The following is a 23,223-nucleotide window of genomic DNA, read 5'->3' on the forward strand; positions in this document are numbered from 1 at the left end:
ATAGTTTGTGCAGATTTCGCTCAGGATTTGCTCAGGGTCGCCGGGATTCGGATTAGAGTGGGAGATCTGAACCACAACTACATCTGGAGACTTATGCGCTTGCGAAGCTTGGCCTCGTCCACTTTGGCACTGACACTCATCGTTGCAGGCCCAGCAGCGGCCTCGGCGACAGGGCTGGGCAGCGGGCCTCCGGATGAGGAACAGGCAGCGGCCACGGGCGAACTCACCCTACTGGCGACGACCGATGTCCACGGTCACGTCCTCAACTGGGACTACTTCGCCAATGCTCCCTACCCCGACGGGGAAGAACTCGGCATGTCGCGTGCCTCCACCCTGATCAAGGGTGTCAAAGTGGCCAAGGGCGAGGACTCGGTGCTCCTCGTCGACAACGGTGACACGATCCAGGGCACCCCGTTGACGTATTACTACGCGCAGCAGGAACGCATCACCGAAACCGGTGAGACGCACCCGATGGCCAAAACCTACAACCATGTCGGCTATGACGCACAGGTCGCGGGCAACCACGAGTTCAACTATGGACTTGACCTGCTCGCCAAATACAAGGAGCAGGTCAACTTCCCCGTCCTGGGCGCGAACGTCATCAATGACGACGACGACAAGCCCCACCTCGATCCCTACACGCTCGTGGAGAAGAACGTCGCCGGTCAGGAGATCACCATCGGTGTGCTGGGTGTGACGACCCCAGGCAGTCGGATCTGGGATAAGAACAAACTCTCCGGCAAGGTCCACTTCGATGACCCCGTCGAGACTGCGAAGAAGTACGTCCCGGAGATGAAGGACGCAGGGGCAGACATCGTCGTCGTACTCTCACACTCCGGCAAGGACCCAGAAGGCCAGACTTGGGACCCCTCGAAGCTGCAGGAGAACGTCAGCATCTCTGTCGCGAAGGTCCCCGGAGTCGATGTGCTCGTCGCCGGACACACTCACCAGGATGAGCCGAGCCAGGTCGTGTCACGCGAGGACGGGACGAAGGCGCTCATCACTCAGCCCAACTACTGGGCACGGTCCGTCTCCGAGGTGGACCTGCCCATCAATCTCGAAGACATGGGGATCGACTGGGGGAGTACCGAACCCGAAGCCACACCACTTGCCACGCAGGGTGATGTCGCTGAGGATCCGGAGATCAACGATCTCATCGATTCCCAGCATAAGAAGACCGTCGCCTACGTCAACACGAAGATCGGCTCAGTGACCGAGACCATGAGCGCAGAGACCTCTTACTATGAGGACACTGCGATCCTCGACTTCATCTCAAAGGTGCAGTCCGAGACGGTGGAGACCGCGTTGGCAGACACCGAATACAAAGACGTGCCCGTCATCTCGCAGGCTTCACCATTCAGCCGCACAGCCGAATTCCCTGCCGGAGACATCACCATCCGCGACGTCGCCGGACTCTACGTCTTCGACAACACCCTCGGCGGAGTCGAAATCAACGGTTCACAGCTGCGCGAATACCTCGAGTACTCCGCCCGTTACTTCAAACAGACAGAAGAAGGCGCCGACTTCGACCCGATCAATGGAACCAACGCCATCGACGAAGGCCTCGATCGCCCGATTCCTGACTATAACTACGACGCGCTCTCGGGCATCGACTACGACATCAACGTGTCCAAACCGGTCGGCGAACGCATCGAGAACCTCACCGACAAAGAGGGAAATACGGTCGACGATGATGACACCTTCATCCTCGCGATCAACAACTACCGCCAGTCAGGAGGGGGCGACTACCCGGTCGGTGACCTGAAAGAGGTCTACAACGAACAGGTCGAGGTCCGTCAGAGCCTCATCGACTGGGTCAAAGACAACGAGGTTGTCGATCCCACGGACTTCTACGATGAGAACTGGCAGGTTGTCACGACCTCGCAGGACCCAGGCGACGATGACGAGGCGTCATCCGAGGCCGCGGCAGAAACCGAAGCCGATTCACAGGCAGAAGCGGACGGGACCTCCGACGGCGGCAACGCCGATGGAGCAGACGGCACGGACAGTGCCAACGGCGACGAAGACGCTGCCGCCAACGACGGTGCGAATTCCACAGTCGACGCTGACGCCACGGTCGATGCCGACGATGGGACCACCTCGGCGAACGGAACGGATTCTGACAATGGCATGGACAATGCCAAGGGATCCGATTCATCCGACAGCAGCGGGAATGCGAATGCCGGCGGCGATCTGCCACGCACGGGCGCGGAACTGGGGGCGTCGATCGGGATTGCGGCAGCCATCATTGGACTCGGAGCGGGATTGGTCTGGTTCGCCCGCCGTCGTCGGATCTGAAAGGGCGATTCTCGTGTCGGTGAACTCACGTAGGGTGGGAACCGACAGCAGTGATCACGATAGAAAGCGAGCGAGAAACATGGCGAAAACAGCATTCCAAGGCACACCGGTCAAGACTGTAGGCGAGCTCCCGGAGAAGGGCACACAGGCACCGGCATTCAGCCTCGTGGGCAACGACCTCGGCGAATTCAACTCTGCCGACACTACGGGCAAGCGCGTTGTACTCAACATCTTCCCGAGCGTGGACACCGGTGTCTGTGCGGCCTCGGTGCGCAAGTTCAACGAACTCGCCGCGAGCCTGGAGAACACCACAGTGCTGTGTGTGTCCAATGACCTGCCCTTCGCACAGGCGCGCTTCTGCGGGAGCGAAGGCATTGAGAACGTCGTCGCCGCATCCGGATTCCGCAGCGCCTTCGGCAAGGAATTCGGCGTGACCATGGTCGACGGCCCCCTGGCCGGACTGCTGGCCCGCTCAGTCGTCGTCCTCGACGAAAAGGGAACCGTCATCCACAAGCAGCTGGTCGACGAGATCGGCACCGAACCGGATTACGACTCGGCGGTCGCCGCACTCAGCGCCTGAATGTGTCGGATCCGGTCACCGCTTCGGTGTGCCGGGTGCTACATGTCGAATACCTGCACGGGCAGCGCGTATTTCACGCCTGCCCGTGTTCCGGCTTCCGAGGTGATTTCGGGGATCATGTCTGAGGGCATTGGATGGTCGGGCAAGGCCTCGAGATAGACGGCATGAGCCTCCAAAGAGCGTACGGCCCGGTCGACGTGTTCCTCGTCGAGGACCACAGCATGGGTGGGATCAGCCCCGTTGACCAACAGCTTGTCGGCCTTCCACACTTCGAGTCCATCGTCCTTGAGGTCGGTGAAGACCCACGGATTGTCGGCATCACGGATGGCATCGATCGTGGCGATGCCGGCCGCGCGATGGTCGACATGGTTCAGGCCCCACGGCATCTTGAGTTCCCAGTTGGTCACCATCACGGCATCAGGTTTGAATTGGCGGATCTTCTTCGCGATCGCATGCCGGAGCTCGATGCTGGGCTCGAGAAGACCGTCTGGGAAGTCGAGGATCTCAAGATCCACAACTCCGACGATCGTGCACGCCTGTCGCTGCTCACCTTCTCGTAGGGTAATAACCTTCTCAGGGGACATTTCACGGATTCCGGCTTCACCGCGAGTCAGAAGCAGATAGGACACGGACTTTCCCTGGTCGGTCCACTTGGCCACAGCCGCGGACGCACCATATTCCATGTCATCGGGGTGGGCAACTATGCACAGGAGGCGATTGACATCATCGTCATCGAAGATCGGAAGCTCGGTCATAGTCCAAGGCTAAGCCCCGCGCGACACTTGTGCCAGAGCAGCCGGGGGTTGCGATGGGTACGATATGAGTGGCGCTGTGGAAACAGCGACGCTCCACCATTCGAAAGCGGGCCCATGTATCGGAGTCTCCTCCTGGCAAGTGTGATGGTGCTGGGCCTGGCCCTCTCCGGGTGCTCAGCCCTTCGTGTGAGCACCGACGAGGGCGCTTCGCGACCGGTCAGCGTCGGCATCGATGATGGATCCGAAGAAGAGACGCCCCCGGAATCCGCTAGCCCTGTAATTCCTGCGGGAATGGATCAGGTGACGGTCGGTTTGGGGCCCGAATGCCCGGTCAAGGTGCAGATGGCCATGGACAGCGAATGGAACGGCGACCTTGCCTACGACAGTTATCAGCTCTACAGCCGCGACAACGGCGCCATCATCACCGTCAACTGCTATGAAGCCGACGACGAAACGGCACAGAGCATCATCGATACAGCACAGGAACAGACCTTCGGGGAATCGCGATCAAGCATTATGGAAGAGAACTCCGGGACTGTGGCCGGTGGCGCGTACTGGACCGTCCACGGGCTGCTCGGCCGCCAGGAGATCCGGGCCATCGACGAAACCGAGTCCGTGCTCTATGGAGCCATTGCCGGGATCTCGGACAACGGTCGACTGTACAAGGTCACCGTCGAGATGGTCACGGTGTCAAGTGACCAAGCCACTGCCGCGCTCTTCGCGCAGATGTTGCCGACCGTCAGCTTCGCCGATCAGGTCCTGGAATCGCCAGCACTCTCATAAGAGCGTGTGCGCAGTGCTCCTTGGCGGCGTTTGAGCAGCTCTCTGGCCGCGATCCGTCCCGCACGGGTGGCACCGACCGTTGAACTGGCCGAGCCGTATCCGACGAGGAAGATTCGTCGGTCGTTCTTGACCGAGACTTCGGTTTCCATGGAGATTCCTCCATCTGGTGTGCGCAGGCGCAGCGGCGCCAAATGGTTGAGAGCGGCCCGAAAACCGGTGTTCCAGAAGATGACATCGATGTTTTCGGCACGTTCGTGTTCGAAGGGCTGCCATGACTCAGGCATCGCCAAGTGATCGCTTGCAGAAGGCCCGAGGCCTTCCGAGGTCGTCTCTACCTCGGTTGCTCGCCCGGGGAAGTGGACACCGTGAGGCAGGACCGCATCAAACATTCCGCGTGAGACGAGGACCCCAGATTCGACGCCGTATTGGAAATCCTTTCGTATCGGCAGGCCCGTGGTGCGCACGACACTGGCCGGGGCTAGACCGGCCAAGGTCCGGGAGCGCACGGCGCGTTCGACTTCGAGGCCCCAGTTGCCGTCGAATTCGCGTGAGGTGAAGTTCGGGGGCCGACGCGTGGCCCACAGCGTATCGGTGACTTTCGCGAGTTCGAGCAGGAACTGTGTTGCCGAGATGCCACCGCCGACGACCAAAGTCCTCAAGCCCCGGAAGTCTTCGACGTCGCGGAAGTTTGCGGTGTGAAGTTGGCGACCTTCGAACTCGGCGATGCCGGGGACGAACGGAACATAGGGATGCGTCCACGTGCCGGTCGCATTGATCAGATACCGGCTCGTGAGCTGAACACGTTCACCGTCGATCTTCGATGTGATCTCCAGAGGCCCGGAACCGGGGGTGGGTGACTTTACGGTGACCACTTCAGCGGGTCGGACGACGCAGAGTTCAAGCTCGCGTTCGAAACGCGAGTAATAGTCGGAGACCACCGCCGAGGCGGGTATTGAGGGATCCGGTGTGCCCAGTGGGAACCCCGGGAGGTCCGCCACATGGTTCGTCGCCCCCAGTGTCAGGGAATCCCACCGTTCACGCCACGCGCCGCCAGGGCCGGCTCCGGCGTCGAGGACGATGAAGTCCTTGCCGGGCACCAGTCCGTCGCGCCAGAGATAGTGGGCAGCCGAAAGGCCAGCCTGACCTGCGCCGATGATGACGATCGGCCAATGGGAGTCGACCAGCAACTCCGAAATACGGCACACCATGTGGCCATTGTTTCAGGTTCCTGCCGTTCTTGCCTTCGGGCCAGTGCCGCGGATGATGATTCCGAGTCGTAAAGAATTCGATGCCACTGTGAGCGGAGGGTCAATTGCAGTCAGGTCCCCGCGGGTTCATGTAGCAGTCCTCATCAACGAGGTAGCGGTGGAAGCGATAGACATCAATGGAGATGTCGTTGCTTGCCACGTGTGCGAAACCGTCGATGGGCAGCCATGGGCCACCGTCGACAGAGAATTCGCCACTGAACGTCGCGGTCATGCCGACAGTCTTCGTTCCGGTCTTCTGATAGTCGTGACCAATCTGCGGTTCGTCGCCTGGCCGTGGCTTCGACCCTGTCTTCGATGTGGTGCCACCGGTGTCATCGCCGAAGTCCCAGTAGTACTTTTCAGGGGTGACCTTCACCGTGACTGCGTACGTCAGCAGGGTCATGTCGATGTAGCTGGTATCTGCATCCGTCCAGAAGGCAGCTGGCTTGCCGATGACGGCCCAATCCTTGGGCCAGGCATGAATCGTCGGGGCCGGAATGTCGAAGGTCTGGAACTGAGACTCAGGAATACGGGTGGGTGGCTCGGGCCTCACAGGAGCACCGCCTCCACCGCCGCCGGGGCCAGGGCCGGGACCTGGAAGATTCGCACAAATATGACCGACTTCCTCGAGGACGCAGTCGGGCAGCCCGCCGCCACCGTCGTTCCCGCCTCCGCCGCCGGAGCCGCCGCCCCCACCGCCGGAACCGTTGCCGCCGCCAGCGCCCCCGCCGGGGCCAGGTGGGCTTGCCGGAGGCGGAGCAGGATTACCGCCGCCCCCTCCCGGAGTATCAGCCGAGCAATTGTTTATATCCCTCATATCGCAATTCGGTCCGGCGAGCGCAGGCGATGGGACCAAAATCGCAGCAACTAAGGCTACGAAAATTATGATTGCGATATTGCTCTGTAGCCTCAGCATCGCTTCTCTATTAGGGATTGTTCCGCGACTCGCCAACCATCTGAAGTCTTCTTAATGGTGTGTTCCATCGTGACGAGGTCCGATTCCAGAGGTGTGTCTGCATTGCTTTTTGGGTGAAGAGACCACTTCGTCAAGTCGAAGCAAAAATTCACAGAGACCATGTTTACGTCTTCGGAGTCATCTGTATTTTTGACATCATCGATTGCGACTTTGCTTGGGGAGATCTTTCCGGTGAATTGATATGAGCCGTTCTCGACGACTTGGACGTCGCCTCTGATGGACTCCAAAGCGTCCCCACTTGCGAATTTCGGAAAATCGACGGCAGACTCAAAGTCGCCCGAATAGGCAGAATTCACCGATCGAAAATACCCTTCGAACGCAATCAACGCCCCTTCAACGGCTTCCGTTTCTTCGGGGCTCAAGTCGAGTTCGGTCTCATAGGCGGGGATTGTCGGCTGCGGATCAGTTGCAGGGGTTGCCGCGGAAGAATCCTTGGCGGGCAGTGTCGATGTCGGCGCGGCGACAGGGGAATGGTCTTCGCACCCTGAGAGCACGAGGGGCAGGGCAAGTGCCGCTGCCAACGTCAGTGCTGTCGTCGTTCGATAGCGGATACGTCCGCCAGGTCCAGTCTTCATTCCACGCCTCTGTGGTCGAGAACTCCGGCGCAGATATACGAATCTCGCCTGGAATCTCTACATTATGCGAGAACTGCGACTTTGAGAACAGGCGAAGTTGAATCTGTGGATAACTTGCCCGTGAGTGAGTGGACCTACTTCTTCGCTGCTTTCGCAGCGGCCTTCTGCTGCTTTTTGAAGGCGCGGACTTCCAGCAAGGTGTCCTCATTGACCACATCGGCGATTGAACGACGGCTGTCTTCATCACCGTAGTCACCAGCTGCCTCACGCCATCCGTCGGCGTTGAATTCGAACTGCTTGCCGAGTAGCGCCAGGAAGATCTTCGCTTTCTGATCGCCGAAGCCAGGCAGCTTCTTCAATCGTTTGAGAACCTCGGGACCAGTCGGGTCTCCGGACGTCCAGATGGCTGAAGTGTCGCCATCGTATCCGTCGACGATCTCCGCTGCGAGCTTCTGAACCCTTGTCGCCATTGACTTCGGGAAACGATGCACCGCAGGTTTGATCGAGAACTTCTCCAGGAACTCATCCGGGTTCATCTCAGCAATCTCGACCACATCGAGCTTGCCCAGACGCTCAGCAAGCTTCGCAGGCCCAGCGAACGCCACTTCCATCGGCACCTGCTGATCCAACAGCATTCCCATCAGCAGGGCGAATGGGTCATCGGCAAGTAGGGCATCGGCCTCGGAGTTGCCGGAGAGGAAAACTGAACTCATGCGTCCATAGTGGCATGTAACCAGGCCGCAAGCACCTCAGAGATACCATCGAGTCATGATCTGCCCTTGTTCTGGAATGCCGCCCGGCGCCGACTACGACGATTGCTGCCGTCCCGCCTTGGACGGACAGGCATGGCCAACGACTGCTGAGACGCTCATGCGCTCCCGCTACACCGCATTCGCCCGCGAAAACGAGGACCACCTGTTCCGCACCTGGCATGCCAAGACCAGGCCAGCCGACATCGGTCTCGACACCGACACCACCTGGCTGGGTCTGGAGATTCTAGGCACGACAGGTGGATCGGAAGCCGACGAAACGGGAACGGTGCACTTTCGTGCCACCTGCAGGGACCACCTCGGCGAACACACACTTGAGGAGAACTCCTCATTCGTTCGCAGGGCCGGTCGCTGGGTCTACCTCGACGCCATCGACTGATCGGCATCACTGACGAACTGTGTCTATACTGTTGGCAGCGGCGCATCCATCGCCCAACCTCGGTCGTGATCCCAGCTCACTGACCATTCGGTGAAGGGGAGAGAATCCTCGGACGAACCTGTCACGGTGATCTCTTGACCAGGTTTCGTGCTGGGGGAGACTTGGTTGTTGAGGATCAGGCGCCATGACCAAGCACAAAGACTTCAAACATCTCGTTCGCCAGCGCATGAGTTCAACTGGGGAGAACTTCACCTCCGCCCGCGCTGCAGTGCTACAAGGCCGAGTTCACGAGCATCAGAGCCACAACGCATCACGGCCGATGGATCCCAAAGCAGATGCCTTCAGGGCCAAAACGTTGAGAACGTTCATGAGCGATGGCCGTCTGGTGTCCATCCCTTCGAAGCGTAGGGCCCTCGTCGTCATCCTGTTGGAGATCCTCCGAGTATTCGAAACCGACCGGATCTACCGCGAGAAGGACGTCAACACGATCCTCGAAGCCTTCCACCCGGATTTCGCACGACTGCGTCGGGAACTCATCGATTACAGATACCTGAACCGCGATGCGCACACCGGTCAGTACTGGGTGAACAATCCGCTGCCTGAGCGCAGTGGACACCTCGGCCAGGAAACGGCGGCCTTCGAGACGTTTCTGCGCTGAGTCGGCGACCACGTATCCTTGAAGCTCGGGTAAACAACGGGCATTCACTAGGAGTCTTCATGGGCCAGGCATACCACGCCGATTCGACCGATCTCAACGACAAAGAGATCCTGACATGGGACACATTCGGTACGTCGGCCAGGGAGATGGCGCAGACCATCGCCGACTCCGAATACGACCCTGAGATCGTCATCGCAATCGCCCGTGGCGGCCTGCTGCCGGCTGGTGCACTGGCCTACGCACTCGGCCTCAAGCTCTCTGACGCCATCAACGTCGAGTTCTACACCGACGTCTATGAGACTCTGCCCGATCCGATTCTCCTGGCACCGATGCTCGACATCGAGGCCATCAAAGGAAAGAAGCTGCTCGTCGTCGACGACGTCGCAGACTCAGGGCGCACCCTCGCCCTGGTCCTCGAACTGCTGAAGAAGCACGGCGCCGAAGCCCAGTCCGCAGTGATCTACGCAAAGTCAGCATCCATCATCGACCCGGACTTCGTCTGGAAGCGCACGGATCAGTGGATCGTCTTCCCCTGGTCGGCCGAGCCCCCGGTCGTCGCCTCCAAGTAAGCTGCCGGCCATGATGGATGCCTGGCGGGACGTCGAGGCCCCGTGCGGTCGGGTCCGAGCCTACGTCGACGGCAACGTGATCCGCGCTCGGGGCATCCGCTATGCCCGCGCGCTGCGTTTCGCCCGTCCCGTCGATGAGCCGCCTGCAGACGTCGTCGATGGCAGAGAGCCCGGTCCCGGAAGTCCGCAGTACCGACGCGACCCGAACGCGGGAATGACCTTCGACCAGCTCGGCGGCCTGCCCACCAGTGAAGACTGTCTGCGGGTGAGCGTGACAACTCCCGTGGACGCAGGCGAAGACCACTCGACGCTGCCTGTGCTCGTGTGGATCCACGGCGGTGCCTATGTCGCTGGCGCCGGGGATGCGGAGATCTACGATCCGCATACCCTCGTCGAGGAACAGAACATCATTGTCGTCTCGGTCACCTACCGCCTCGGCGTCCTGGGGTTCTTGGGAACGGGCAAACCTGAGCATTCCAATCTCGGCCTCCTCGACCAGATCTCGGCTCTGCGCTGGGTCCAGCGCAACATCGCGGCATTCGGGGGAGACCCGCACAATGTCACGATCGCGGGGCAGAGCGCCGGTGCTGACGCATGCGCGCACCTGATGATCGCCGAGGGAGCCGATGACCTCTTCCACCGAGCGATCCTGGCCTCGGCGCCGCTGGGACTCGCCGGTGGCACCGAACCGATGAACTGGGCCATGGCGAAGGTCGCTGAGAAGATCGACCCCGACGCCAGTGTCGACGACATCCTCGCCGCACAAGACGAAGTGCACAGGGCGGCATTGGTCGGTGGACTGCACGCCGGCATGTGCTTCGGCGTCCATTACGGCGACCACCCGCTGCCGGCGAAAGCCGACGCCGACGCAGCATGGGCTGAGGCCGCACGCAAATACGACGTGCTCATGACCCGCACCGAACGCGAGATCGCCTTCTTCGCCGGTTTCGTACCGGCTTTCCGTCGGCTCCACAATCGGCACCTGACCTCACCGATGCTCGAATCGCTGATCTCAGGCATCACCTCGGCGGTCTACACTCGTGCAGCCAAAGAATTCTACGATCGACACCGCATGGCGGGCGGCCAAGGCACACGCCTCCTCATCGTCTCTCGCGGTGATGGCAGCTTCTTCGACGCAGCACACTCCGGTGACCTCCCACTGCTGTTCCCCGGCGACGTCTGGCATGACAGTTTCCTCGACTACGGAGTATCGGCACAGATCGCCGGTCCGGAACTGCGCAGAATCTGGGGACGGTTCACGGCCTCCGGCGCACTGCCGCGGGTGCCTGTGCCCGGACTCATCGACATCCTCGGCTGATCCAGCGACGCGGAAGCTCAAGGTTGCGTCAGTGCCGTGGACTATCGTGGGCACATGGACTCACAGCAGGTCTCAGCCGCCCGTCTGATCTCCCAGGGACTCATCGGTTCTGCGCAATCGGGAACCGTCACAGCGCTCTCGGCTGTCCGACATCTCGGGTGTGTCCAGGCTCAGGCGCTGGGTGGTGCCTTGGTCTCGGTCGCTCTTCGCACAGGGTCCTCGGTGGCTGCCATTCGCGAGGCGATGGATTCTGGGGACATCATCCGGACGTGGACGCAGCGAGGCACGATCCACCTGGCTGCGGCTGAGGACCTTGGCTGGATCCTCGGGCTGACCGGACAACGAACCTTGAAAGCTGTGGCGAAGCGGCGTGAGGTCTTCGGCATCGACGATGCCATGGTCGACGACGCCGCACAGCTGGCCGAAGAAACGATCCGTGCCCACGGACCCCTGACCCGCCAGGAACTGCTCGACGCCTTCGAACCGCTGCAGGCGGGCGAGGAATACGGGCACGAACGCTACCTCATCACCACCCTGGCATTGCGCAACATCATCGCCCAGGGGCCGATGGTCGACGGCAGAGACGATATGAGATACGTCCTCACCGCGGACTGGATCCCGAACCCCGTGGAACTCGATGCAGAAGCCGCTCTCCACGAATGGATGCGACGTTACGTCCTCAGCCACGGGCCCGTGACGATCGACGACGCCGCACGGTGGACGGGACTGCCCAAGACACCGGTGCGCACAGCCATCGCCGCAGCCGTCTCCGACGGAGAGATCGTCGAAATCAGCATCGACGGCCGTGAGCACTACCAAGCACCCGAGCTCGAAGACCGCCTGCAAGAGAGCCAGTCACAGGCGAACGAACTGCTGCTGCTTCCGGGATTCGATGAGATCATCCTCGGGTACAAGGACCGCAGCGCCACCTTGGATCCGACACACGAGAAGCTGGTCGTCCCCGGCAGCAACGGCATGTTCAAGAACACCCTCATCGAAGGCACCAAGGCACGGGCAACATGGAAGCGCTCACCGCGCAAGACCGGACCACGCCTGATCATCGAACCCTTCGACAACAATGCTGTCGACCATGACCGCGCCGAGGCTGTCGCCGCCTCTCACCCCGCCTTCGCTTGAGGCTGCGATGAAGGTCGGAATCCTCGCGAACCCGAAGCACGCACGGACCATGCGCGCCTATGCCCGACTCGTCGAGATCCTCAACCGGGACCGGATCACGTATCGCAGCGCAACAACGACACAGCACTGGCCAGGGACCGAGCAGACCTCGCGACTGCTTGACTGGGGTGCAGAGCTCATCGTTGTCCTTGGAGGCGATGGAACGCTGCGCGTCTGCGCTCCGGTGCTAGCGGCAGCGCAGATGCCTGTGCTCATCATTCCGACCGGAACTGCGAATGTCCTGGCCCGGCACCTTGGAATCCGCTCGACTGCGTCTGCGCTGGGATTGGCCGAAGCGCATCTGGGATCTCAGCCGGTGCTGAGCTGCGATGTCCCCGTGAACGAAGCAGACTGCTTCACCGCGACTGGTCCACGCCGTGAGCACTTCGTGTCATTGGCAGGAGTCGGGGGAGATGCGAGAGCAATATCCGGGCGCACACAATTGCCGGCAGCGTTGAGACTGGGAATCCTCGGCTACGCCTACGGCGCCAGCCAGGCTCTCTTCGCGCCACTGCTCAAGGCCCGACTCGACGACCCACACGTGGCCAGCCCACAGTTCGACGGCACGACCGGCACTGAAGTGTGGTCGGTGATGGCATCGAAGACCGCACGACCTGCCGGACCTATTCCGGTGTTCGCCCACGCCGAGGTCGGTGCAGGAGAGTTCGAATTCCTCGCTGTGGAGCTGAGAACGACACAAGCTGGTGGCCGCCTCTGCGAATGGGCACAGATCGGCTGGGACTGTGCGAACCGACGTCCAACAGCTCACTCCTCGATGCACTACTGGCGAGGAACCGAACTCAGCATCAGCGTTGAGGCTCCCGCGCCGGTCCAGCTCGACGGTGACCTCATCGGTGACTGCCGCCGGCTGGACCTGCGGGCCGGAACGACCGCGCTGACGGTCTTAACGCCGAACTAGCGCAGAAGCAGCGCCGGATTGGCGCAGAAGTAGCGCTGGACTAATGGCGAATCAACGCCGACGACGGGAGGTGCCGAAGATTCCGCGTGTGATCTCCCGGACCGCAGTGCGAGTGAACTGCTTGAACGCCGAGGACTGCACGACCTTGGAGAACATGCTGTCGTCCTCCTTCTGCTTCGCCCCCGTAGACGACCGCGAGCCTGATCCCGACCGGGAGTCCTGTGCCGAGTCCTCCGGGAACGCAATTTTGTCCTTGGCTGCCTGCTCCTCGTCGTGGGCCTCGGAACCTGCTTCCAGGCGTTTCGTGAGGATCTCTCGAGCAGACTCGTTGTCGATGGCAGTGCCGTATTTCTCCTGCTGCGGAGATGCCGCAACGGCGGCCTTGATGTCGTCCTCGGACATCGGTCCCATCTGCGATTCGGGCGCACGCATCCTCGTCGGAGCCACGGGCGTGGGAGCCCCCTCTGGGTCCATCACCGTCACGATCGCCTCGCCGATACCCAGCGAAGTGAGCAGTTCCTCGAGATCGTAGTCGGACTTCGGGAACGTCTGCACTGTCGACTTCAGCGCTTTGGCATCGTTGGGAGTATGCGCGCGCAGCTGATGCTGAATGCGCGAACCCAGCTGGGCCAGCACATCATCGGGCACGTCCTTCGGAGTCTGTGTGACGAAGAAGACGCCGACGCCCTTCGAACGGATGAGACGCACGGTCTGCGTCACCGACTGCAGAAACGCCTTCGAAGCATCGGCGAAGAGCAGGTGCGCCTCGTCGAAGAAGAACACAAGTGAGGGCTTGTCGGCATCGCCGACCTCCGGCAGATCCTGGAACAGGTCGGCCAACAGCCACATCAGGAACGTGGAGAAGAGCGCAGGGGACTGATTGAGCTTCTGGAGCTCGAGCACAGAGACGATTCCGGCCCCGTTGTCGTCAAGGCGCAGCAGATCGGCGGTGTCGAATTCCGGTTCGCCGAAGAACACATCGCCGCCCTGCGCAGAGAGCTCGGAGATCTTTCGCAGGATGACACCCACGGTGGCCTTCGAGGCTCCACCGATGTCTACCAAGTCGGCCTTGCCCTCATCGGAGGTGAGGAAGTTCAGCACCGCGCGCAGGTCGGAGAGATCGAGGAGCGCGAGGCCGGCAGTGTCGGCATAGTGGAAGACCAGTGAGAGCACCGATTCCTGGGTGTCATTGAGCTCGAGGACCTTGGAGAGCAGGATCGGTCCGAACGAGGTGACGGTGGCCCGCAGCGGGGTTCCCAGTCCCGAATCTCCCAAAGTGTAGAACTCGGTGGGGTTGGCCGATGACTTCCACTCCTGACCCGAAGCCTCGAGTCGTGTGCTCAGCTTGTCAGACGCCTTGCCCGCCGCGCCGATTCCCGACAGGTCGCCCTTGATGTCGGACGCGAAGACGGGAACACCAGCGCGAGAGAGTTGCTCGGCCAGGACCTGGAGGGTCACTGTCTTGCCGGTGCCGGTGGCGCCAGCAACAAGTCCGTGCCGGTTGAGCATCGACAGAGGGATCGAGATGGGCGTGTCCTTGTCGGGTACGTCCTCGTTCAGCGCCACCCCCAAATGCAAGGTCTGCGCATCGAAGGTGTATCCGGACTTGAGTTTCTGCAGCGTCTCATTCGTCATGGTTCAATCTTTACACGGTCGCGCCGAGGCTGTGCAGGAATTCTTCGTGGATCCTCATATCCGACCCGAGCTCCGGATGGAAACTGCCGCCCCAAATATTGCCCTGCCGCACCAACACGGGTACTGCGGCGTATTTGCTGAGCACCTCAACACCGGTACCCAGATCCAGAATCTGCGGGGCCCGGATGAATGTTGCGTCGAATGCGCCGTCGAGGCCGGTGACCTGTACTGGTGCACAGAAAGATTCCCGCTGCCTGCCGTAGGCGTTGCGGGCCACGGTCACATCAAGTCCGCCGAGGCGGTCGAAACCGTCCAACGAAGCATCCGTGAGTCGATCCGCAAGAAGAATGAGCCCGGCGCACGTGCCGAAGACCGGCAGTCCAGCGCTGATCTTCTCCCCGAGTACGGGGAAGAGCTCAGTCGTGGCGGCGATGCGAACCATGGCCGATGACTCACCGCCGGGCAGGATGATGGAATCGATGTTCTCGAGGTGCTCCGGCCTGGTGACCTTGCGGGTGGCGACCCCCAGGGAGTCGAGGACAGCGAGGTGTTCTCGGAAGGCTCCCTGGAGGCTGAGGACGCCGACTCTCACCAGCCGCGCTCCGCCAGACGGTGGGGTGCTGGAACGTCTGCGACATTGATGCCGACCATCGCATCGCCGAGCCCACGTGAGGCCTTGGCCACGGCGATCGGATCGTCGAAGTGGGTGGTCGCCTCGACGATGGCTTTGGCACGGGCCTCGGGGTTGCCGGACTTGAAGATGCCGGATCCGACGAAGACGCCGTCGGCGCCCAGCTGCATCATCATCGCAGCGTCCGCCGGAGTGGCGATGCCGCCGGCGACGAAGGTCACGACGGGCAATCGGCCCAGGCCGGCGACCTGCTTGATCAGGTGGTACGGGGCCGCGTGCTCCTTGGCCGCGACATAGAGCTCGTCCTCGCTCTTGGCACCCAGGGCTCTGATTTCGGAGTTGATGGTCCGCAGATGGCGCATCGCCTCGGAGACGTCACCGGTGCCTGCCTCACCCTTGGAACGGATCATCGACGCGCCCTCTGTGATGCGCCGCAGAGCCTCGCCGAGGTTGGTCGCACCACAGACGAAGGGAACCTTGAACACGGACTTGTCGATGTGATTGACGAAGTCTGCGGGGGACAGGACCTCGGATTCGTCGATGTAGTCCACACCGAGAGTCTCGAGGATCTGCGCCTCCACGAAATGCCCGATACGGGCCTTGGCCATGACCGGGATCGACACGGCAGCGGTGATTCCGTCGATGAGGTCGGGGTCGCTCATCCGGGCCACTCCGCCCTGAGCGCGGATGTCGGCGGGCACACGTTCGAGTGCCATGACCGCCGAGGCTCCGGCCGCCTCCGCGATGCGGGCCTGCTCTTCGTTGACGACGTCCATGATGACGCCGCCCTTGAGCATCTGGGCCAGGCCGGTGTTGAGCAGGGTCTGTGTCTGTGTCATTGTCGTGCCTTCAGTTTGTGGTGCGCCCGACGGAATGGGCGAGCTGGTCGGTGAGAACGGCCGTTCACCACAACACTAGATCTCGAAGTGGCTCACCAGGAGTGCCAGAAAACATGAAAAGTTTTAGGCCAGTATGATCGATACATGCCTCCAGCTCAGCCGACGCACACCGATGCTGCCCAATCAGACATAGTTCTGCCCCGGGCCGACGGGATCGCACTGCCCATCGACATCGACCGGAATTTGCCGACGCCGCTGCCCGATCAGCTGGTGGCGGAGATCAGGCGGCTCATCGCCGCCGGAGCGGTTCGCCCCGGAGAGCCGGTGCCTGCCAGCAGGCGCCTGGCCGCCCACCTCGACGTCTCGCGTGGGACGGTCGAAACCGCGTATGCCCAACTCGTCGTCGAAGGGTTTCTCACCACGGCTGAACGCTCATCCACACGGGTGAACCCGGAGCTGCCGAACACCGCACGCACACGCAATCCGCGCATGCGCCAACCACAGGTTCCACGACGCAGACTGCGCAGCTTCGTCGACCTGCGTCCCGGCTTCGGCGGAGACAACCCGCTGCAGGAACCCGCGTTTCGCAGAGCCTGGCGTGATTCGCTCGACATCGATCCTGGTCCGATCGATCCGTTGGGACAGCCGCAGACCAGATGGGCGATCGCCGACCACCTGCGCCTGACGCGGGGGATGAGCGTCGACCCCGATGACATCATCCTCACCAGCGGATCCCGTGATGGGCTCCGCCTGCTCCTCACGACGGGAGTCGAGGGTGCGATCGGCGTCGAGAACCCCGGATTTCCGGGACTGCGTCAAGCCATGTCGGATCGTGATCTCAAGCCGATCGACACCACGCGTCTGCCCGCTGTCTCCGCTGACCACCTCGGCGCGGTCGTCGTGACTCCCAACCACCAGTTCCCGCATGGGACCACCATGCCCATCGACCGGCGGGTCAGACTCCTGGAATGGGCACAGGCGACCGGCGTCATCGTCATCGAAGACGACTACGACAGCGAAGCCCGCTACGCCCGGACAGTGGTGCCCACCCTCTACGATCTCGCGGTGTCCACCGATGCCCCGGCACAGGTGGTCCACATCGGCACGTTCTCAACGTTGCTGACCTCTGCCGTGTCCACCGGGTACATCATCGCCCACGGGGAGCTCGGCCGCCGATTGAGCGGCATGCGCACCGCTTTGGGCCCGGCGTTCTCACCGGTCATGCAGACAGCGATCGCATCCTATCTGAGCTCGGGAGGGCTGCGTCGCAGAATCTCGCGTGGCCGGCGCAGGCTCAGAGCCGCCGAGGCGGTCCTTGCTCAGGTCGGTGCGATTCCCGGTCTCGTCCACGACGGTCGAACCCTCGTCATCGAGACACGAGAGGCCACCGCAGCACAGCTGCGCACCGACCTGGCAGAGCGAGGGATCCTTGTGGCCTCGCTGGCGGCCGGATGGAGTGCGGACAGCGACGTCAGACACGGTATCGTCATCGCCCACTCGAACGTCGAAGCCGCCGTGCTGCATCAGGCGTTGGAGACGGTGCAGGAGCGGTTGAGTAGGATCGGGGAATGATGAAATTCGGGTTCGTCGCCGATGGCGTCTTCAAACTGCTCGTCGCGGTCGCACTCTGCGCGTTTCTTCCCGCGGTCGAGGCATTCCTGCTTGCGCCCAGGTGGCTGGCGATCACGGCGATCGTCCTGCTCTTCCTCAGCGCCGCCACGGAGATCTCCTACGGCGCCCGCAAGAGTGAGAAGAGCTATGTGAAGTACCTGGCGATATTCGATTCGCTCTGGGTGGTCTCGACGATCATCGCCGTGATCCTCGCCCTCGCCGGAAGCTCGGCGGCAGGCTTCGTCTGGCTCGGCTACACGGCACTCGGCTCGTTGGCCATTGCAGTCGTGTTCACCACCGGGGCCAATGGCCCCGATTTCGCCGAGGACGAAGCTTCCGGCGGGGCCACAACACGCAGCGACTGACCGAGACCGTCTGGGACTGAGGACCCGAGTGACCGAGAGCGACCGTCAGCGGTTGAACGCGATGGCGGCGTGGTAGCCCGCTGGCAGTCCTGACTCCAGGTCGAAGATCTCGACGTCGGGGTGCGGAGAGCTGGGTGACGCGGCTGCGCCGATGTAGTCCATCCCAGGGTCACGTGCCAGGCCAGTGCTCAGAGCCTTGAGGAAGGCTTCCTTCCGGGCCCACACGCGCACGAAATCTGTTGCCAGATCGGAAGCAGGGACCTGGTCGAGTTCGGCTTGCTCCTTCGGGTGAAGCAACGCCATCGCCTCGGCGGCAACCGCATGCTCGGGTACAGCTTCGAGGTCAACACCGATGGGATCGTCGGCGACGGCGACGAGAACCAAACGCCTGGCTCGAGTCACGGAGAATTCGCACTCCTCTACTCGCGGTTTGCCGGCCGAATCGAGGCGAATCTCGATGTCTGCAGGGTCGCGGTCCAGGTGTGCGCCGAGGACGTGACGGAGGATGACTCGACCCGCAGCCCACGTAGCCGCGGCATCGGGTTCGAATTCCGTCGCATAGTTCATCTCCTGCTTCGTCAGCGAAGAGAGATCGATGCGGGCCCATTCGGCTTCGGCGTCAGTGTCGGCGAGGACGATGGTCGAATCGAGTTGGGTGGGCAGGAGTGTGAAACCAGGGTGGGACTCCATGTATCAGCTGCCCAGAGCCTTCGAGATCTTCTTCAGCTTGCGGTTGAGCACGAAGATGCGCACGGATCCGATGATGCCGGCGATGAAGATTCCGCCGATCGCGGCGAAGAGCATGGCAACGCCGAGGGGCAGCTGGAACTGCCAGCCGAAGTACTGGAACTCGGCGGGGACGTTGTTCTGCAGGATGAAGATGAGCAGGAGCACGACGATGACGGCGCCGAGGATGAGGGATGCCCACATTCCCGCCGACATGCCGGAGCCGCCCTTGAGCCGTGCCAGTTCGGCATCCTTGCCTGCAGGAGTCGGTTCCTGGCGCTGTGTCGGTTCGGTCTGCTGCTCGGATTCGATGCGCTGCGTCGGATCAACCTGCTGAGTCGGTGCGACCTCGCGGGTGCTGCCGGTCGCCGGGTCCTCGTCGCCGAGCACGGACTGCGTCTCGGCCAGCAGCTCGTCGGGCGTCTGTGATTCGCCACGTGGGTCTTGAGTACTCATGCGCCCATCATAGTCGCTGATGGGCGCATGAGTGAGGTGTTGCGGTGTCTGAACTGAAGAAGTCAGATCAGACCTTCGCACTCAGGGTGGAGATGATCTCATTGAGCGTAGCCGAAGGCCGCATGACCGAGTCGAGCTTGGTCTCCTCCGGGTAGTAGTAGCCACCCAGGTCGGCAGGGCTTCCCTGGATTTCGAGAAGTTCGGCCGAGATCTTATCGGCGTTGGACTCGAGAGCTTCGGCAACAGGCTTGATGGCCTCGGCCAGCGGCTCGTCCGTGGTCTGCTGGGCCAGGTTCTGCGCCCAGTAGAGGGTGAGGTAGAAGTGGCTGCCGCGGTTGTCGATCTCGCCGACCTTGCGTGAAGGCGACTTGTTCTCTTCGAGGAACTTGCCGGTTGCAGCATCGAGCGTGTCGGCGAGAACTCCGGCACGGGCGTTTCCGTGGACGTTGAACTCGTGGCGGAAGGATTCGGCCAAGGCGAGGAACTCACCGAGGGAATCCCAGCGGAGGTGGTTCTCCTCGACCAGCTGCTGGACGTGCTTCGGGGCCGAACCGCCGGCTCCCGTCTCGAACAGGCCGCCACCGGCGATGAGCGGAACCACGGAGAGCATCTTCGCCGAGGTGCCCAGTTCCAGGATCGGGAACAGGTCGGTGTTGTAGTCACGCAGGACATTGCCGGTCACCGAGATGGTGTCCTTGCCCTGACGAATGCGATCAATCGAGAACTGAGTCGCCTCGACCGGGTTCATGATGCGGATGTCGAGGCCCTCGGTGTCGTGGTCGCCGAGGTACGCCTCGACCTTGGCCCTCAGGTTGCGGTCGTGGGCGCGAGTCTCGTCGAGCCAGAACACGGCTGGAGTCTCGGAGAGGCGGGCACGGGTCACGGCAAGCTTGACCCAGTCACGGACCGGGATGTCCTTGGTCTGGCAGGCACGCCAGATGTCACCGGCGGCGACATCATGGGACAGGATGACCTCACCGACGGAGTTGACGACCTCGACAACGCCGTCCTGGGCGATTTCGAAGGTCTTGTCGTGGCTGCCGTATTCTTCGGCCTTCTGGGCCATGAGTCCGACGTTGGGAACGGTGCCCATCGTGGTCGGATCGAAGGCACCGTTGGTACGGCAGTCCTCGATCACGGTCTGGTAGACACCGGCGTAGGAGGAATCGGGGATGACGGCCAGGGCATCCTGGGTCGCGTCGTCCTTATTCCACATCTTGCCGCCGACGCGGATCATCGCAGGCATCGAGGCATCGACGATGACGTCGGAGGGCACGTGCAGATTGGTGATTCCCTTATCGGAATTCACCATCGCCAGGGAGGGGCCTTCGGCGATGCCCTTATCGATACCGGCCTTGATGCCTGCGGCTACATCGGCTGGGAGAGCGTCGAGCCCGCCGAGGATGGCGGCCAGTCCGTTGTCAGAGGTCAGACCCGCCTCGGCGAGGGCAGCACCGTATTCGGCGTAGACCTCGGGGAAGAACGCCTCGATGACGTGACCGAAGAGGATCGGGTCGGAGACCTTCATCATCGTGGCCTTGAGGTGGACGGAGAACAGGATGCCCTCGTCCTTGGCCCGTGCGATCTGGGCCTTGAGGAACTTGTGGAGCTCAGCCACATCCATCTTGGTGGCGTCGATGACCTCGTCGGCGAGGACTGGCAGCGATTCCTTGAGTACGACGGTCTCGCCCGAGGCAGGACGCAGACGAATCTGGAGGGTGTCATCGGCCGGAATGACAACGGACTTCTCATTGTCACGGAAGTCACCGGCGGCCATCGTGGCGACATTGGTCTTCGAGTCAGAAGACCAGTCACCCATCGAATGAGGGTGGGCCTTCGCGAAGTTCTTCACTGCCTGTGGGGCGCGACGATCGGAGTTGCCCTCACGCAGGACAGGGTTGACTGCTGAGCCCTTGACCTTGTCATAGCGAGCCTTGGCATCGTGCTCATCATCGGTCGACGGCTCGTCCGGGTAGTCGGGCAGTTCGTAGCCCTGGGACTGGAGCTCGGCGATGGTGGCCTTGAGCTGGGGGACGGAAGCCGAGATGTTGGGCAGCTTGATGATGTTGGCTTCCGGCTTCTTGGCCAGATCGCCCAGCTCTGCCAGGGAATCAGCGACCTGCTGGTCTGCAGGGAGGCGATCGGTGAACTGTGCCAGTACACGCGCAGCCAGGGAGATGTCTCGGGTCTCGACCTCGACGCCCGCAGAGGTGGCGAAGGCTTCGATGATCGGCTTGAGCGAGTACGTCGCCAGAAGTGGCGCTTCATCGGTGCGCGTATAAATGATTTTGGCCATGGTGATGGACTACTCCACATCGTCTTGGGGTTTGACCACCCCATCCTACCGTTGCCCCGGTTGTGCTCAGCTTCCCGGTAGGGTTCTGTTTCGTCACACACAACAGGACGATGATGACGAACAACTGAGAAATCATCACGAACGACTCAGAGAGGACGACGGTGGCCAAGCTCTACTTCCGTTACGGGGCGATGAATTCCGGAAAATCGACCGCCCTGCTGCAGGCCGCCTTCAACTACGAGGAACGCGGCCAGCGAGTTCTGCTGGCCAAACCCCACATCGATACGAAGGGTGCCGGCGAGATCGTCTCCCGCCTCGGTGTCACCAGAGAAGTCGACTTCCTCATCCCCGCAGGCTCCGACGTTGAGACCATCTACCGTGAGCACGCTGACTACGTCGATCATGATGCTCTGCTCGAATCCATCGACACGCCTAAGGCCCGCGTGGCCTGCCTGCTCATCGACGAAGCTCAGTTCCTCGAACCGCTCCAGGTCGATTCGCTCATGCGCATCACCACCAACGCCTCGGTGCCGGTGATGTGCTACGGAATCAGAACCGATTTCCGTACTAAGGCTTTTCCCGGTTCTGCCCGACTGCTTGAGATTGCTCACACTTTGGAAGAACTCAAGACAATCTGCCGCTGCGGACGCAAGGCGATGTTCAACGGACGGCTCGTCGACGGCCGATTCATCTTCGACGGTGACCAGGTGGCCATCGACGGCAACGCGGTGACCTATGAATCACTGTGCCCACGCTGTTATCTCCAGTACTCGGGCGGTAGGCTGAGTGCGGTGGTCTCCTGACCTTCCAACAGCACTCCTGACCTCGAATATCTCATCTGATCTCGAACCTTGCTAGGAGCACTCTTGCGCATTGCAGTCCACCCCCTCAATGACAATCCGGGTTCACCGGCCATCGTCTTCGGAAACGCCCTCGGCACCAGGGTCTCCCTCTGGGCCGCAGTCGCGGCCAGATTCGCCGATGACTATCAGATCTACCTCAGCGATCTTCCCGGTCACACACTTCCTCGAACCGATGACGGGGCGGACTTCACGGTCTCCGATCTCGCAGCAGGCCTCGTCACCAGCCTGGCCGAACTGGGTGTGGAGAAGTTCACCTACTGCGGTGTCTCGATCTCGGGCGGCATCGGACTGATGCTGGCACTCGAACACTCTGACTCGCTGACTGGTCTTGTGGCTTGTGCGACGGCGACGAAGTTCGGCACCGACGAATCCTGGGCCGAACGAATCAAGGACGTCACCGAGGACGGCACCCGCGGCCAGCTCGACGACACCGCCGACCGGTGGTTCGCCGCCGGTTTCCTCACCGAGGACATCGCATCGGGACCGGCCATCCTCACGGACCTGGCAATGATCGATGATGCCGCCTATATCGCCTGTGCACGGGCTCTGACTCAATACGACGTGACCGGTCGCCTTGAGGCTGTCTCCACGCCGACCCTGTTCATCGCCGGATCACAGGATCCGGGCTGCACCCCCGAGGCCATGACCGAGCTGTCGGCACAGGTGGCCGACTCAGCCATGGTTGTCATCCCCGATGCGGCTCATCTGCCGATGGCCGAGCATCCCGACATCGTCTTCGACCACATCGAGGCGTTCTTGAGTAGGGTGTAGATGTAGTCCACAGCATCCGACCTTGCT

General features: G+C 61.8%; 24 protein-coding genes. 13 read left to right on the plus strand and 11 right to left on the minus strand.

From position 1 onward, the window contains the following. The first annotated feature begins 93 nt into the window (after positions 1 to 93). Both FO013_RS04465 and tpx read left to right on the plus strand, forming a co-directional pair. On the plus strand, positions 94 to 2,298 hold the full coding sequence (locus tag FO013_RS04465; RefSeq protein ID WP_143921344.1) for a bifunctional metallophosphatase/5'-nucleotidase: 2,205 nt from the start codon (positions 94 to 96) through the stop codon (positions 2,296 to 2,298). A gap of 79 nt (positions 2,299 to 2,377) precedes the next feature. Then, positions 2,378 to 2,878: a thiol peroxidase gene (gene tpx, locus FO013_RS04470; protein ID WP_143921345.1), complete on the plus strand. Its 501-nt coding sequence runs from the start codon at positions 2,378 to 2,380 to the stop codon at positions 2,876 to 2,878. 38 nt (positions 2,879 to 2,916) lie between these two features. Here tpx and FO013_RS04475 read toward each other — a convergent pair whose 3' ends face one another. Beyond that, positions 2,917 to 3,633: a PIG-L deacetylase family protein gene (locus FO013_RS04475; protein ID WP_143921346.1), complete on the minus strand. Its 717-nt coding sequence runs from the start codon at positions 3,631 to 3,633 to the stop codon at positions 2,917 to 2,919. Positions 3,634 to 3,747: 114 nt separating this feature from the next. On the opposite strand from FO013_RS04475, the gene FO013_RS04480 reads away from it, so the two are divergent. Next, positions 3,748 to 4,416: a hypothetical protein gene (locus FO013_RS04480; protein ID WP_260847993.1), complete on the plus strand. Its 669-nt coding sequence runs from the start codon at positions 3,748 to 3,750 to the stop codon at positions 4,414 to 4,416. Here FO013_RS04480 and FO013_RS04485 read toward each other — a convergent pair. The 4 genes from FO013_RS04485 to FO013_RS04500 form a co-directional block, all read right to left on the minus strand. Continuing rightward, a complete protein-coding gene (locus FO013_RS04485) occupies positions 4,386 to 5,624 on the minus strand; it encodes an NAD(P)-binding domain-containing protein (RefSeq protein WP_143921347.1) in 1,239 nt (412 codons plus the stop codon). The two genes, FO013_RS04480 and FO013_RS04485, sit on opposite strands and share 31 nt — an antisense overlap. Positions 5,625 to 5,724: 100 nt before the next feature. Further along, entirely contained in the window at positions 5,725 to 6,480 is a 756-nt protein-coding gene (locus FO013_RS23145; RefSeq protein WP_186292992.1) for a hypothetical protein, read from the minus strand. Positions 6,481 to 6,572: 92 nt separating this feature from the next. Next, positions 6,573 to 7,214, minus strand: a complete 642-nt coding sequence (locus tag FO013_RS04495) for a hypothetical protein (protein WP_143921348.1) — start codon at positions 7,212 to 7,214, stop codon at positions 6,573 to 6,575. Positions 7,215 to 7,348: 134 nt separating this feature from the next. Beyond that, a complete protein-coding gene (locus FO013_RS04500) occupies positions 7,349 to 7,927 on the minus strand; it encodes an HhH-GPD-type base excision DNA repair protein (RefSeq protein ID WP_143921349.1) in 579 nt (192 codons plus the stop codon). A 76-nt stretch (positions 7,928 to 8,003) separates the two neighbouring features. Between FO013_RS04500 and FO013_RS04505 the strand changes: the two genes are divergently transcribed. From FO013_RS04505 to FO013_RS04530, 6 genes are all read left to right on the plus strand, one after another. Further along, a complete protein-coding gene (locus tag FO013_RS04505; protein WP_143921350.1) occupies positions 8,004 to 8,363 on the plus strand; it encodes a YchJ family protein in 360 nt (119 codons plus the stop codon). A gap of 184 nt (positions 8,364 to 8,547) precedes the next feature. Next, positions 8,548 to 9,021 carry a DUF2087 domain-containing protein gene (locus FO013_RS04510; protein ID WP_143921351.1) on the plus strand — a complete coding sequence of 158 codons (474 nt, stop codon included), beginning with the start codon at positions 8,548 to 8,550 and terminating at the stop codon, positions 9,019 to 9,021. 59 nt (positions 9,022 to 9,080) lie between these two features. Then, positions 9,081 to 9,590 carry a phosphoribosyltransferase gene (locus tag FO013_RS04515; RefSeq protein ID WP_143921352.1) on the plus strand — a complete coding sequence of 170 codons (510 nt, stop codon included), beginning with the start codon at positions 9,081 to 9,083 and terminating at the stop codon, positions 9,588 to 9,590. A gap of 10 nt (positions 9,591 to 9,600) precedes the next feature. Beyond that, positions 9,601 to 10,908 (plus strand): carboxylesterase family protein, encoded by a 1,308-nt coding sequence (locus FO013_RS04520; protein ID WP_260847994.1) that lies wholly within the window; start codon positions 9,601 to 9,603, stop codon positions 10,906 to 10,908. Between the two features lie 54 nt (positions 10,909 to 10,962). Continuing rightward, entirely contained in the window at positions 10,963 to 12,045 is a 1,083-nt protein-coding gene (locus FO013_RS04525) for a winged helix DNA-binding domain-containing protein (RefSeq protein ID WP_143921353.1), read from the plus strand. Next, on the plus strand, positions 11,999 to 13,003 hold the full coding sequence (locus FO013_RS04530) for a diacylglycerol/lipid kinase family protein (protein WP_186292983.1): 1,005 nt from the start codon (positions 11,999 to 12,001) through the stop codon (positions 13,001 to 13,003). Before FO013_RS04525 ends, FO013_RS04530 begins: the two co-directional genes overlap by 47 nt. Positions 13,004 to 13,054: 51 nt before the next feature. Here FO013_RS04530 and FO013_RS04535 read toward each other — a convergent pair whose 3' ends face one another. Genes FO013_RS04535 through pdxS form a run of 3 tightly spaced genes read right to left on the minus strand, consistent with a single transcriptional unit; the run spans position 13,055 to position 16,108 of the window. Beyond that, a complete protein-coding gene (locus tag FO013_RS04535; RefSeq protein WP_143921355.1) occupies positions 13,055 to 14,638 on the minus strand; it encodes a helicase HerA-like domain-containing protein in 1,584 nt (527 codons plus the stop codon). Positions 14,639 to 14,648: 10 nt separating this feature from the next. After that, positions 14,649 to 15,230: a pyridoxal 5'-phosphate synthase glutaminase subunit PdxT gene (gene pdxT / locus FO013_RS04540; protein ID WP_143921356.1), complete on the minus strand. Its 582-nt coding sequence runs from the start codon at positions 15,228 to 15,230 to the stop codon at positions 14,649 to 14,651. Further along, positions 15,227 to 16,108, minus strand: coding sequence for a pyridoxal 5'-phosphate synthase lyase subunit PdxS (gene pdxS, locus FO013_RS04545; RefSeq protein WP_101620309.1), 882 nt, complete (start codon positions 16,106 to 16,108; stop codon positions 15,227 to 15,229). The genes pdxT and pdxS overlap by 4 nt, the downstream gene beginning before the upstream one ends. Positions 16,109 to 16,252: 144 nt before the next feature. On the opposite strand from pdxS, the gene pdxR reads away from it, so the two are divergent. Both pdxR and FO013_RS04555 read left to right on the plus strand, forming a co-directional pair. Further along, positions 16,253 to 17,680: a MocR-like pyridoxine biosynthesis transcription factor PdxR gene (pdxR, locus tag FO013_RS04550; RefSeq protein ID WP_143921357.1), complete on the plus strand. Its 1,428-nt coding sequence runs from the start codon at positions 16,253 to 16,255 to the stop codon at positions 17,678 to 17,680. Beyond that, on the plus strand, positions 17,677 to 18,084 hold the full coding sequence (locus FO013_RS04555; protein WP_143921358.1) for a hypothetical protein: 408 nt from the start codon (positions 17,677 to 17,679) through the stop codon (positions 18,082 to 18,084). Before pdxR ends, FO013_RS04555 begins: the two co-directional genes overlap by 4 nt. A gap of 45 nt (positions 18,085 to 18,129) precedes the next feature. On the opposite strand, the gene FO013_RS04560 is transcribed toward FO013_RS04555, so the two are convergent. The 3 genes from FO013_RS04560 to FO013_RS04570 all read right to left on the minus strand — a co-directional run bounded on the left by FO013_RS04560 (position 18,130) and on the right by FO013_RS04570 (position 21,562). Then, positions 18,130 to 18,774, minus strand: coding sequence for a 4'-phosphopantetheinyl transferase family protein (locus tag FO013_RS04560; protein WP_143921359.1), 645 nt, complete (start codon positions 18,772 to 18,774; stop codon positions 18,130 to 18,132). 3 nt (positions 18,775 to 18,777) lie between these two features. Further along, positions 18,778 to 19,266 carry a LapA family protein gene (locus tag FO013_RS04565; protein ID WP_143921360.1) on the minus strand — a complete coding sequence of 163 codons (489 nt, stop codon included), beginning with the start codon at positions 19,264 to 19,266 and terminating at the stop codon, positions 18,778 to 18,780. Positions 19,267 to 19,333: 67 nt separating this feature from the next. Then, a complete protein-coding gene (locus FO013_RS04570) occupies positions 19,334 to 21,562 on the minus strand; it encodes an NADP-dependent isocitrate dehydrogenase (RefSeq protein WP_143921361.1) in 2,229 nt (742 codons plus the stop codon). 161 nt (positions 21,563 to 21,723) lie between these two features. Here FO013_RS04570 and FO013_RS04575 point away from each other — a divergent pair, with 161 nt between their 5' ends. Further along, complete coding sequence (locus FO013_RS04575; RefSeq protein ID WP_143921362.1) at positions 21,724 to 22,365, plus strand: thymidine kinase; 642 nt, start codon at positions 21,724 to 21,726, stop codon at positions 22,363 to 22,365. Positions 22,366 to 22,428: 63 nt separating this feature from the next. After that, entirely contained in the window at positions 22,429 to 23,196 is a 768-nt protein-coding gene (locus FO013_RS04580) for an alpha/beta fold hydrolase (RefSeq protein WP_143921363.1), read from the plus strand. Positions 23,197 to 23,223: the final 27 nt, after the last annotated feature.

Source organism: Brevibacterium aurantiacum, assembly GCF_007558825.1.
GTDB lineage: Bacteria > Actinomycetota > Actinomycetes > Actinomycetales > Brevibacteriaceae > Brevibacterium > Brevibacterium aurantiacum_A.